Annotated in this window: 7 protein-coding genes and 2 CRISPR repeat arrays (1 of these 9 cut by a window edge); all 7 genes read right to left on the bottom strand. The window is 69.0% G+C overall.

All coding sequences use genetic code 11. The features are described 5' to 3' along the window. Positions 1-51: 51 nt before the first annotated feature. Positions 52-3,165: direct repeats of the CRISPR family, unit length 37 nt; unit sequence GTTGCGATCCTCGACCGCCCCGGAGGACGGTCGCCAC. 144 nt (positions 3,166-3,309) lie between these two features. Beyond that, a complete protein-coding gene (gene cas2 / locus HCJ92_RS00505; RefSeq protein WP_167931333.1) occupies positions 3,310-3,600 on the bottom strand; it encodes a CRISPR-associated endonuclease Cas2 in 291 nt (96 codons plus the stop codon). Then, the gene (cas1c, locus tag HCJ92_RS00500) at positions 3,600-4,634 is read right to left on the bottom strand and encodes a type I-C CRISPR-associated endonuclease Cas1c (RefSeq protein ID WP_167931332.1); all 1,035 of its coding nucleotides are present in this window, start codon (positions 4,632-4,634) and stop codon (positions 3,600-3,602) included. Before cas1c ends, cas2 begins: the two co-directional genes overlap by 1 nt. After that, positions 4,631-5,293, bottom strand: a complete 663-nt coding sequence (gene cas4 / locus HCJ92_RS00495; RefSeq protein ID WP_167931331.1) for a CRISPR-associated protein Cas4 — start codon at positions 5,291-5,293, stop codon at positions 4,631-4,633. The genes cas1c and cas4 overlap by 4 nt, the downstream gene beginning before the upstream one ends. Further along, positions 5,290-6,234, bottom strand: coding sequence for a type I-C CRISPR-associated protein Cas7/Csd2 (gene cas7c / locus HCJ92_RS00490; RefSeq protein WP_167931330.1), 945 nt, complete (start codon positions 6,232-6,234; stop codon positions 5,290-5,292). The genes cas4 and cas7c overlap by 4 nt, the downstream gene beginning before the upstream one ends. Before the next feature lie 67 nt (positions 6,235-6,301). Further along, positions 6,302-8,116, bottom strand: a complete 1,815-nt coding sequence (gene cas8c, locus HCJ92_RS00485; protein WP_167931329.1) for a type I-C CRISPR-associated protein Cas8c/Csd1 — start codon at positions 8,114-8,116, stop codon at positions 6,302-6,304. 3 nt (positions 8,117-8,119) lie between these two features. Further along, complete coding sequence (gene cas5c / locus HCJ92_RS00480; RefSeq protein ID WP_167931328.1) at positions 8,120-8,938, bottom strand: type I-C CRISPR-associated protein Cas5c; 819 nt, start codon at positions 8,936-8,938, stop codon at positions 8,120-8,122. A gap of 142 nt (positions 8,939-9,080) precedes the next feature. After that, complete coding sequence (locus HCJ92_RS00475; RefSeq protein ID WP_167931327.1) at positions 9,081-11,366, bottom strand: CRISPR-associated endonuclease Cas3''; 2,286 nt, start codon at positions 11,364-11,366, stop codon at positions 9,081-9,083. Positions 11,367-11,669: 303 nt separating this feature from the next. After that, positions 11,670-12,307: a CRISPR direct-repeat array (repeat unit 37 nt; unit sequence GTGGCGACCGCCCTCCGGGGTGGTCGAGGATCGCAAC) (it continues 57 nt past the right edge of the window).

The raw sequence follows: 12,307 nt of genomic DNA, 5'->3' as shown, positions 1-12,307 counted from the left end.
CGGAGGACGGTCGCCACGCGGGTCTGCTCGCCGGCAGCGCCGCCGCCGTCGCGTTGCGATCCTCGACCGCCCCGGAGGACGGTCGCCACGGCCTCAGCGGCGGCGGCGCCGTTCACGGCGGCCCAGTTGCGATCCTCGACCGCCCCGGAGGACGGTCGCCACCCCGGCCCCACCACCAGGCGGTGGTGGTGGGGTCGGGGGTTGCGATCCTCGACCGCCCCGGAGGACGGTCGCCACTTACGACGTTCCCGATCTCCTTCCTCCAGCACTCGACGTTGCGATCCTCGACCGCCCCGGAGGACGGTCGCCACCCGCTGGCCCCAGCCCCACCCATTCGTGCAGCGGGAGGTTGCGATCCTCGACCGCCCCGGAGGACGGTCGCCACACGGAGCGCCCGAGCACCGCGACGCCTACGCCCCGCAGTTGCGATCCTCGACCGCCCCGGAGGACGGTCGCCACGCGGCGCTCGCCGTCGCAGCCGTCGCCCAGTGGGCGATGTTGCGATCCTCGACCGCCCCGGAGGACGGTCGCCACCATGTACCTTCGTAGGTGCAGGTCAACTTGGCTCACTCGTTGCGATCCTCGACCGCCCCGGAGGACGGTCGCCACATCGGGCCCAGCGAGATCGGCGACCCGTGCGAGCGGTTGCGATCCTCGACCGCCCCGGAGGACGGTCGCCACCACCGCCGCCCTGGCGCGGCGCGCGGCCGAGGACGAGTTGCGATCCTCGACCGCCCCGGAGGACGGTCGCCACCCGGGTCACGTCCGACACCCTCCCCGACCCGATGGTCCGGTTGCGATCCTCGACCGCCCCGGAGGACGGTCGCCACCCGGGGTGAGGCCCCGAAGCTTCTCCGGGTGCCGTCGTTGCGATCCTCGACCGCCCCGGAGGACGGTCGCCACCCCGGATCTCGGGGGCGACGTGGTCTCGGATCGGAGTTGCGATCCTGGACCGCCCCGGAGGACGGTCGCCACTAGCGGCCGTCTACGCCGAGATCCTGGCCAACGGAGTTGCGATCCTCGACCGCCCCGGAGGACGGTCGCCACGCTGCGCCACCTGCTGGACATGGCCGGGCGCCCGTTGCGATCCTCGACCGCCCCGGAGGACGGTCGCCACCACCGTCGGCGGGTGCCGCCCGAAGGGACGCGCCCCGTTGCGATCCTCGACCGCCCCGGAGGACGGTCGCCACGCCGCCCTTGCTGCTCTTGGTCCTGGTCGTGGTGGTTGCGATCCTCGACCGCCCCGGAGGACGGTCGCCACGCGGGCGGCGCCGGCAACCCACGGAAGGGGTTCAGGTTGCGATCCTCGGCCGCCCCGGAGGACGGTCGCCACGTGACCAGCCGCACGCACACGCGGACCGCCCGGGGGTTGCGATCCTCGACCGCCCCGGAGGACGGTCGCCACCCGCCGTCCCGACGTAGAGAGAGGACACGCCGTGAAGTTGCGATCCTCGACCGCCCCGGAGGACGGTCGCCACCCGCCGTCCCGACGTAGAGAGAGGACACGCCGTGAAGTTGCGATCCTCGACCGCCCCGGAGGACGGTCGCCACGCTCGGCCCCGATCACCCCGACACCCTGATCACCCGGTTGCGATCCTCGACCGCCCCGGAGGACGGTCGCCACGCCGTGCGCGTCGAACCGGGCTTCGCCAGGCCCGTAGTTGCGATCCTCGACCGCCCCGGAGGACGGTCGCCACGTGCGCTGCCCACGTGGCAGGGCCCTGCGATCTGCGGGTTGCGATCCTCGACCGCCCCGGAGGACGGTCGCCACCTGCACCGCATGGTGGGCGGCCGCGAGGTGATGGCCGTTGCGATCCTCGACCGCCCCGGAGGACGGTCGCCACTACAACCACCCACTTCCTGAACCTGAACCTCTACGGTTGCGATCCTCGACCGCCCCGGAGGACGGTCGCCACCACCGCTCGATGACACCGCCCGCGACCGTCTCGCCGTTGCGATCCTCGACCGCCCCGGAGGACGGTCGCCACCCTGCCGCTCCTTCAGCGACTCGGCACGGATGGCATCGTTGCGATCCTCGACCGCCCCGGAGGACGGTCGCCACCATCGGAGTGGAGCGCGGACCGCCGGACCGCGTACGCGTTGCGATCCTCGACCGCCCCGGAGGACGGTCGCCACGACGGTGCGCAGCTCCCCCACGTCCCGCTCGCAGCGGTTGCGATCCTCGACCGCCCCGGAGGACGGTCGCCACCGGTGGTACATCTCATCGGTGCGGTTGCCGGCCTCCTGGTTGCGATCCTCGACCGCCCCGGAGGACGGTCGCCACCCGTCGCGAGGATCGTGCAGGTTGACCGCCACCAAGTTGCGATCCTCGACCGCCCCGGAGGACGGTCGCCACGCGCGCCCCGACCGCCTCGCGGGCGGTCGGAAATTTGGTTGCGATCCTCGACCGCCCCGGAGGACGGTCGCCACGCCCTGCTCGTCGGTGCACTCGCTCAGCTCGATGAAGTTGCGATCCTCGACCGCCCCGGAGGACGGTCGCCACGCGGCGGCCGACTGACCCGCATGCGCGTCTGGCGAGCGGTTGCGATCCTCGACCGCCCCGGAGGACGGTCGCCACCCCCGACGTCGATCCCGTAGGCCATCACGCCGGGCGGTTGCGATCCTCGACCGCCCCGGAGGACGGTCGCCACACGGAGTACGTGACGCACCTGTCTGAGACTCCCCGCGTTGCGATCCTCGACCGCCCCGGAGGACGGTCGCCACACTCGGCATGTTCCAGCGCCCCGTCCTCTGCGCCGCGTTGCGATCCTCGACCGCCCCGGAGGACGGTCGCCACCGTGGTGGAGAGCTTGGAGACACGAATCGTCGTGAGGTTGCGATCCTCGACCGCCCCGGAGGACGGTCGCCACGGGGCGACGGCGCCGACAGGCGGGAGGGCGGCGCATGGTTGCGATCCTCGACCGCCCCGGAGGACGGTCGCCACCCCCTACGTCCCATCTGACCGCGACAACCCCATGACCGGTTGCGATCCTCGACCGCCCCGGAGGACGGTCGCCACTGTCGCTCCAGGGCGGGTGGCCGTGTGCCTTGAGGTTGCGATCCTCGACCGCCCCGGAGGACGGTCGCCACGTGCGGGTCCGGCGGCGGCAGATGCGGTCGACCTCGTGGTTGCGATCCTCGACCGCCCCGGAGGACGGTCGCCACAGTATCTGACCTGCGGTGTTGTCTGTACGGTGCCGGCGGCGACTCGCACTCTGCAGGGGCATTCCCGTTAATCCCGACATTCCGCTTCGGTGCGATCCGCGTGTCGTGTGTCCACTTGGGGTTCCGAAGCTGGTCTGGGGGTGGTCAGACGACCAAGTCGTCACGGTGTGACTGTAGCTGGGCGATGCCGCGGGTCTCGACTGAGGTGAGGCCGTTGTGGGGCAGACGGTAGATCCGGATGCTGTCGGAGTCCGCGTCGATGGTGGCGTCCATGCTGGCCAGGAGGCGCAGGAGGCCGGCTTCGTCGGCGACGATCTCGAAGACGGACTTCTGGACGCGTAGGCCGTAGCCTTCACAGAGCTTCGCGACGCGTCGGAGGCGACGGGCGCCCTCGGGGGTGGTGGTGTCGACGTCGTAGGTGAGCAGGAGGTCCATCAGGTGGCCGTCCAGGGCAGGTAGGCGGGTAGGTCTCCGCGGAGGTGGCGGGCGACGAGACGGGCTTGCATAGTGGGCAGCAACCCGGTGGGGACGTCGCGGCCGGCCAAGGTGTGGGTGGCAGGTTTATCCCTGAGTTCTTGCCAGGCCTGAAAGAGGACAGTGCGGCCGTCGTCGGTGAGGTTGACAGCGCCTCCGGGCAAAGCGTCGAAGTGCTCGGCACGCAGTTGGCGGCGGTTGAACAGGCTGAGAACCAGCCGGTCTGCCAGCGGAGCGCGGAACTCCTCCATCAGGTCCAGGGCAAGCGAGGGCTTGCCGGGGCGGATGCCGTGCAGGTAGCCGACGTAGGGGTCGAGGCCGACCTGTTCGGTGGCGCCGTGGACCAGGCTGCGAAGCAGTCCGTAGGTGAAGGACAGGGCGGCGTTCACGGGGTCTGTAGGTGGGCGCCGTTCGCGACGTTCGAAGGGAGGGATCCCGTCGTCGGGGCGCAGCGCGTGGCGGAGTGCTTCGAAGTGGAGTCGCGCGGCGTTGCCCTCGTAGCCCATGAGGGCGTCGATGTCGGCTGCGTCGGGGATTTTTGTGAGTGCTTGTGCGAGCTCGTTCGCTCTGGCGCGCATGGCGGTCTGTGGCGTGGGGGTTGCGTCACGTGCCGCGCGGAGGATGATCCATCGGCTGTTGCGAACTTTGGCTGCGACGACCTGGCGGGCGATCGCCACGCGGGTTTCGGTGTCGTCGTGTGCCTGGTGTTGTGCGTGTCGGAGCAGGACGTTGCCTCGAACCGCACCGTCGAGGCGGCCGAGGTATCGACCGGTGCGGCTCATCCAGGTGACGGTTCGGCCGTCTTGGGCGCATCGAGTGAGAAGTTCGGTGGAGAGGGTGACGTGGCCGTAGACGACGATGGCGTTGACTCGACGTAGCGGGAGGATGCGTCGACCGGGTTGATCGGGGTGCCGGATACGGACAGAGTCTTCTTCAAGGCGGAGTTCGATGCCTTGGGTTTGGACGTAGAGGGTGTTGAGGAGTTCGGTGGTCATTCCTGTTCCGCCGGTGGGTCGGGGTGGTAGAGGTCGTGGAGAGCGCGCTGGAAGCGGTCTGTACCGGTGAGGACGCGGGGCATGCAGGAGGTGGCCATGGAGCAGCGTCGGCAGCGGTTGTCGGCGACGGGGGTGGGGAGGGCACTGGTGGTGAGCATGTCGCGGATTTCGTGGGTGAGGTCGGCTACGCGGTCGCGTAGTGGCTGGTCGATGGTGATGGTGTGGCGGCGGCGGTCTGCTGCGGAGTAGACGGCGGCGCGTTGGATGGTCGTGTTGAACATGGCCTCCAGGCACAGTGCTTGGCCTGCTGTTTGCAGGTCGGCGGGGCCGCCTGGGAGGTAGCGGCCAGACTTGTGCTCTACGGGGAGGACTCGGCCGCTCGCGTGGAGTTCGACGGTGTCGCAGTAGCCGTAGAGGCCGAGTGCGTCGTGGTAGACGGGGAGGCGGTGGAGGGTGCGGATGGTGCCACGGCCCCGGTTCCCTGGGGTGTCGACGCGTTGGTGGAGAAGGGTGCCGCGGACGGTGGAGGCGTCGTCCTCAAAGGCGTCTTCCAGGAGGATGAGGCCGCTTTGGCGGGGGCAGTAGGCGTAGTGCTCCAGAGCGGAGAGGGGCACCTGGGGAAGGGGCCCCTCTCCGCCCTGGCCGGTCGTGGTGGTCACGCCGGCTGGGTCTGAGGGAGGAGGGTGGTGAGGGTGATACCAGGGGGGAGGGTGGCCGGGGTGGTGAGCTTGTAGTCGTCGAGGCTGCGGGCGGTGGCGTCGGCGCGGCCGGTGATCTCGATGAGGTCGGCGAGTTCGTGAGCGGGTGCGCGGCCGAAGGCGTCGTCGTGGGTGAAGATGTGGAGTCCGCGCAGCGCGAGGCCGGCGCGGGCGGCGGCGCGGTCGTGTTCGAACATGAGGGTGAAGGCGCGCCAGAAGGTGGCGAGATCGTCGGTGGTGACGCCGGTCTTCTTGGCGAGGGGCGCACTGAAGTGACCGGTGCCCTTGTAGAGGCCGTAGGGCACGATGTGCTTGGAGCCCATTTCGGTCTCCTTGCCCGTGTTTTCCTTTGTCTTCTTCTTCTCGCCCTTGTCCTTGCTGTCGGGCTCGGGCTTGTTCCAGGCGTCGACGTCTTCCTGCCGGGTGGGGGTGAGGCGGGTGATGCCGATATCGAAGGGGGTGACGGGGTCGATAGAGCGGGCGAACCCGATCTGGACGGGACCTTGGACGCGGCCGGCCCACCTGTCCCTCTTACCGGTGGTCATGACAGCGCCGAACATGCGGACGTCGAAGAAGTTGCGGCACATCCAGGCCTGGGCACTCTTGGTGTCGGTGGCGGCACCGTCGGTGTAGGCGCGTTCGTGCTGGGCGTTGAGGGCGACGCCTGCTTCGACGTAGATGTGGTTGCCGGGAGTCTCTTCGTAGTCGTTGATCATGGCGACGGCGTTGCGGATCTTGCGCTTGATGGCGACGTCGGTGATCAGACCCTGGCCGGTGACGGGGTCGGTTCGAGGGATGCCGCCGTTGTCGGGGTCACCGTTGGGGTTGGAGTCGACGGCTTCGATGAGGAACACGAAGTCGTGCTTGCGGGTGGGGTCGAGGTGAGCGTTGGCGGTGGTCATGGTGGTGCAGGTCCTCTGTTCGTCGGGGGCGGGGAGGTGGCGGGGCAGTTCTGAGCGGTGGGGGGGCTCACGGGTCTGTGGTGAGCGGGGTGTCCCCGTTGGGCGCCTGGCCGTCTCTCTTGTCGTTCTTCTTCTGCTTGGCCGCGGCGGCGGCTTCGATCGCGGACTGGCGCTGGTGGAAGTAGCCCAGGACGAAGCGGGCCTGCTCCAGCGGGGTGAGGTGCTGGGGCAACGGCCGAACCAACCTGGACTGCAGCTCGGTCAGCCGGTTCATCAGCGCGACGCCAGCACCGGGGTTGTCACGCGAGAGCCGCTTGAAGTGGGCGAGAGAGCCGGCCGTCAGCTGTGTGAACGTGGTGCGTGGCGCGATCATCGCCGTGCGGAAGTGCTTGTCCCGAAGCGAGGTGTTCAGGTTGTGCAGCGCGAGCCGCTGCACCTCCTCCAGCACGTAGAACATCCGGCCCGCGGTGTAGACGGGGTCGGTGCTGTTCTCGTCGAGCTTCTCGTCGCAGCTCTGGTCCGGCTTTCCGGTCGTGGTCACAGGGGTCCCATCGCGGTTGAAGGGTCGGTTGAGGATCAGGCGCAGCAGGGCTGCTCGAGGGTGGTCGACGTGGCAGTCTGCTTGGATGCGCTGCAGCACCAGCGGAAGGATGCGTGCGGGAAGGGGGATGCCCCGCAGCGCTGCGTGGAGGAAGGCGTGGTCCAGACCGCGGGGGGCGCTGTCTTTGACGTACCGGTCGCCGTTGAAGCGGCCGCAGGCCAGGGCGAGTCGCCAGATCGGCATCCAGTGGGTGCGGCCGGTCCATCCGTCGTGGACACCGTGTTGCTGGTACCAGGCGCCGAGGGTGGCGTTGAGGGTGGGGATGGCGACGTCGATCCAGTCGCGGACGACGATGCGGGCGTTGTTCAGGCCGAGTGTCAGGCCGTAGAACGCATCGCTGTCCAGGTCTTCCACGGCCAACGGGCCCGGGTTCTTCTGAAGGCTGTTCAGCAGGTCCGTGATTCTGCCTTCGTCGACATCGTCATTGAGGAGTGCTTCGAACGTGTTGTCGTTCAAGCCGTGGCGGGTCCACCACACCAGCGCGCCGTGATCGCGGAAGCGGCGGCTGTGCCGGTCGGATCCGAGGAGGTGGTTGAGGCTGGCCATGGCCCGCCCGCCGCAGGTGTGGCAAATCGGGGTGTTCACCAGTTGCGTGGTGCCCTGCCGGCCTTGAGCTGCGGCGTTGATGGAGATCAGCTGGCCCTCGTTGCTCCCGCCGGCCGTGGGTACCGCGCCCTTCTTGATCGGCTCGGGGATCGTCGACAGCAGCGGAGCACGCGTGCCGCACACCAGGCACAGGCCGGCACGTTCGGTCCGGTCGCTCTTCCGTAGCCGCACCTCTTTGGCCCAGTGAGCCTGGACGGACGGCAGCGTGTGCAGCCACTGCGGCCCGACCCGCACCGCGACGACGTCCTTGGCCGTGGCCTTCTCCGGCGCCACCGCACGAGATACGGAGGGGTCCGTCAGGTAGGTGCGCAGTGCTACGGCCGCCGGCTCGTCGTGCCGCTGGTTGGCCCAGGCCAGAGCCAGCTCTCGCCATGCCTGGTGCCGCCGGCCGGCCTCACTGAACGCTTTCTCGCTCGCCGCCTTCGGGACCTGAAGCACGAACTCCGCGGAGTCGACCAGCAGGTAGGGCGGGACCCTGGTGCCCGACCGTTGCACATGTGGAACCTGCTCCACCAAGGCCTGCCCGGGAGGAAGCGGCCCTTCGCCCTGCACCACCGCGCTGAGGCCGTCCTCCGCGATCCGCAGCACCCAGTGAATCGTCTTCGCCCGGTAGTACTCAGCTGGCAGCTCCGACGCGGAACGGGAAGCAAACTCGTTGAGCTTCTGCAGCAGCACGCCTCACACCTCCGCGCCGTCAGCGCGCCACGGGCCCTGCGGCATGGCAACAGCCTCCTGAGGCAACGGCTCCCGCGGCACATCCAGCGCCCCGTTCACCACCTGGGCCCTGAACCACCGGTACCGCTCACCACCACCGGCCGGGTACTCGATGGAGTGGAGCATCAACCCCAACTCCTCCGTCCACCCCTCCGGCGCCACCCCACTGAGGCCTGTCCCCTCCCCCACACACCGACCCCGCAGCGCCTTCTCACCAGAGCCGGCGGGGCCGAATGACGCAGTGAACTCCCGACAGCCGAAGAACGGCTGCGAGAAACACGCACCACGCTCCACCCGCCGCCGCAGCTGCTCGCGGTACTTCTCCTCCGACGCCGGCGGGAACCCGTTACCGCCGGCCTTGGCGGCCCTGTCGACCACGACCTGGGCGTGAATCCGGTACCAGACATCCGTCAGCGCCATCGTGGAGCGCTGGTCGCGGTCGGCCTCGACGTCGTAGCGCTGTGCCCGGTCCTTCGCCATCGCTTTCACTCCGGCCAGCGAGGTCACCGACCGGACCTCGTTGCGCCGGATCAAATGCCACTGCACCGGCCGCAACACCTCGATCCGCCGCACCACGTACTGGAACTGCGGCTTCCAGAAGATCGCCTGCAGCAGCCCGTTGGCCGCCGACGGCGTCATCAGCTGGTAGCTGACCCGCTCCGACTTCAGCTCCGGACGAGTGAAGCATGCGAGGTCACCCCACGCCTCCACCACCAGATCTGGAAACGCCCAGCCGTCATTGCCACGTGCCTGCCGTCGAGCTCCGACGGTCGTGTCAGGCATAGGTCCTCCAAGGATTCGGTCAGTACAACAGGGGCGAGGTTCGGCTCCGAGAACGGTTCACCAGTCCGTCCGCACAGACCCCGCCGACGCACTGGAGCGCCTGCGGAGACAGCCGCAGCGTCCAGGCCGGGTCGGCGAGAGGTCACACGAGGTACTGGTGGCGGTCCTCGGGTTGGTCGCGGTCTAGGCCGCGGTGTTCGTCGTAGTGGCCGAGCCACTCGACGAGGTCGCCTGTGATGGGGCTTGCCAACCCCGCATCCACGGCCGCCGCCGCCTCGTGCCGGGGCAGCGACGCGGTGTGCGGCTGGAGGCGGCGCAGTGCGCCCGGGCCGCACGGCAGACCACGACGCAGCCGATCGATGTCCTGCCGGGTGCGTTCACGGTCGGCGTCGTCCACGCTGTCCCGCAGGTACACGACCGGGGTAGTGTGATCCGTCTCGATCATTTGAAAGGCCTCGGCGACCTTGGGGAAGTCCAGATTCCGGCGCAGGGCCTGGATGGGCTCCCCGAACGCGTGACCGTCGGATCCCTGGGCGCTGTACCGGTCCTGGTAGTAGCGGGTCAACGCAGCCAAGTCATCCGGGTCGCTGAGATCCGGGCCGAAGAACATACCCGTGGCGTCGCACGCTGCCACGTACGCCTTGTCCTGGGGGGCACCACCGTCAGCAGGCCTCACGATGACCACGCGACCTCGGTCCCGTCTGCCCTCGCGGTTGCTGCGACCGGCTGCCTGCTGCAGCGACTCCGCCGGCGCCATCGCCCGGTACACACACGGGAAGTCCAGATCCACCCCGGCCTCGATCAGCGACGTCGACACCACTACGGTGGGCAGCCCCTCGAGCAGGCGCTTCTTCACCTGGGCGATCACCTCTCGTCGGTGGCCGGCCGTCATCCGCGTGGACAGGTGCAACACCAACAGCAGCCCGCCCTCGACGCCGCCCGCTGAACCGACTCCGGGATCGTCAGCCACCGCCTCGCTCACCGCTCGGTGCAGCCGCGCCGCATCAACCGTGGTGTTGACCACCGCCAGGACCTGACGCTCCGGCTCCTGAAGGATGTCGCCCGCCAGCACATCCCACGTCAGCCCCTCCTCGAGCCGCCAGACGTACTCCACCCTCCGCAGCCGCTCGAACAGTTCCTCGACGTCCTGGACCATCTCCAACCGAGATGTCCCCGCCAACTCCCGAAGGCTCCAGAACTCTGGCTGCGTCGCCGACGCGAACACCACCGTGGCACCGAAATGATCAACCAGCGACCGCAACGCACTCAGAATCGGAGCCAGCAACCGGTCGGGCAACGCCTGTACCTCGTCCAGCACGATGACCGAGCCCGCCAAACGGTGCAGCTTCCGCATCGCCGACGGCAGCCGATCGAACAACGACTGGAACAGCTGCACCGTCGTCGTCACCACCACCGGCGCATCCCAGTTCTCCGCGGCCAACCGCGCCCACCGCGCCGCACCACCGCCGTCCAGGTCAGCCGAGCTGTGGTGCTCCAGCACCACCCGCTCCCCCACCTCCCCCTCCAGCGGATCCAGCATCTCGCGATACACCTGCGCGTTCTGCTCCGTCACGCTGATGAACGGCACCGCCACCACCACCCGCCGCAGCCCATGCTCTGCCGCATGCCGCAACGCAAACCCCGCCGACGCCAACGTCTTACCGCCGCCCGTCGGAACGTGCAGCACATGCATCCCCGGCGCCCCCGCCCCCGCTGCAACGACCTGCTGATAGATCTCCTCACGCACCCCGTCCACCGAACCACCACTGCGCCCCGCAACAAACCCCTCACGCCGTACCTCAAACCGCTTCCGCAGCGCCTCCATATCCGCGTCAGCTCGAACCGACGGCGCACGGTCAGCGAAGTGAGCCGCTGTGTCGAGGAAATCCGCGTCGACAAGAGTGCTGAACAGCATCCGCGACAGCATCTCCAGCATCAACGCACCGTCACCGCCCCCAGGACGGCACGCCCATGCGGGTAAGGCCACTTTGGTAGCCGGGACGATTTCCGGGACCAGCTGCTGCACCGCGGCGGTCGCCTCCCCCGCCGTGACCGCTTCCGGCCCGCCGGTAGTCAGAGCCCTCAACACATCCCGCACCCGATTCCGGTCAGGAAGGCCGCCATGGTGGCCATCGACCAGCGCAGCAAAGGACCTCCCGACGAACCGCGACGCCAGCAACGCGCCCGCGCTCTTGTGAGGCACGCCGACACGCTCATTGCACGCCTCCGCCCGGACCAGGCCTTCCTGCCACACGCACGTGCCCTTACCAACGTCGTGCACGAGAGCCAGGTACGCCGCAGCCTCACCAGCACCAAACACCTCACCAAACCGCCGCGCCAGCGCCGCCGAACCCCGCAGATGCGCCGCCAACTCATGGCGGACTCCGGCCCCATTGACACTGTGCGCATGCAACGCCCTGTCACCCATACAGACTCCACTCCCTCAGACGCGCACACCGTAAAGCACGCCACTGACACACATGCCGCACACGGCGAAAATCGCACGAAACAGGCCACTCATCAGGTAAAGAGCCCGCACAATCTCGCGGCCCTCAGGCTGCCCGGCATGCCAGACTGACCAAGGCAACACCCACACCGCCGCGCTTCGGAACCACAAGCGCACACACGACACTCGGATCACACCGAAGCAGAATGCCAGCAATGACCGATATCTCCCGGAGTCGGCTCGCTTCCAGGGCGGCACGTCAGGGCGAAACCGCAGGTCAGGCACGTGGCGACCGCCCTCCGGGGTGGTCGAGGATCGCAACGCGGCGGCCTTGGAGCACATGAGGGGGCACACCAAGTGTGGCGACCGCCCTCCGGGGTGGTCGAGGATCGCAACACGCCGCGCGGCTTCGCCCGGTACGGCGTCGCCCCGGTGGCGACCGCCCTCCGGGGTGGTCGAGGATCGCAACTACCGGGACCAGTGCAACATCCTCCGGAGGAAGCACGTGGCGACCGCCCTCCGGGGTGGTCGAGGATCGCAACGATGTGGTGCTGGACGTGGCCCTCTGGCGTGTCGGGTGGCGACCGCCCTCCGGGGTGGTCGAGGATCGCAACGTCGTCGCCGGGGCGATCGTCGCCACCCACGCCCGGTGGCGACTGCCCTCCGGGTTGGTCGAGGATCGCAACAGTTGTGAAAGATCGGCCGTCGCAGGGGGTCCCGGGTGGCGACCGCCCTCCGGGGTGGTCGAGGATCGCAACAGTTGTGAAAGATCGGCCGTCGCAGGGGGTCCCGGGTGGCGACCGCCCTCCGGGGTGGTCGAGGATCGCAACTCGTCCAGCATCGAGTCGCAGCTGTCCCGGGCGGCGTCGTGGCGACCGCCCTCCGGGGTGGTCGAGGATCGCAACTCGTGCGCGGTGAGCCCG

The organism is Streptomyces spiramenti (genome assembly GCF_012034385.1).
Taxonomy (GTDB): domain Bacteria; phylum Actinomycetota; class Actinomycetes; order Streptomycetales; family Streptomycetaceae; genus Streptomyces; species Streptomyces spiramenti.
This window is presented reverse-complemented; position numbering and strand designations above follow the sequence as displayed.

What these genes read in the sequence shown, in the direction of transcription:
- cas2 (WP_167931333.1), bottom strand. Translation starts at nt 3,600, where the DNA reads ATGGACCTCCTGCTCACCTACGACGTCGACACCACCACCCCCGAGGGC.
- cas1c (WP_167931332.1), bottom strand. Translation starts at nt 4,634, where the DNA reads ATGACCACCGAACTCCTCAACACCCTCTACGTCCAAACCCAAGGCATC.
- cas7c (WP_167931330.1), bottom strand. Translation starts at nt 6,234, where the DNA reads ATGACCACCGCCAACGCTCACCTCGACCCCACCCGCAAGCACGACTTC.
- cas5c (WP_167931328.1), bottom strand. Translation starts at nt 8,938, where the DNA reads ATGCCTGACACGACCGTCGGAGCTCGACGGCAGGCACGTGGCAATGAC.
- HCJ92_RS00475 (WP_167931327.1), bottom strand. Translation starts at nt 11,366, where the DNA reads ATGGGTGACAGGGCGTTGCATGCGCACAGTGTCAATGGGGCCGGAGTC.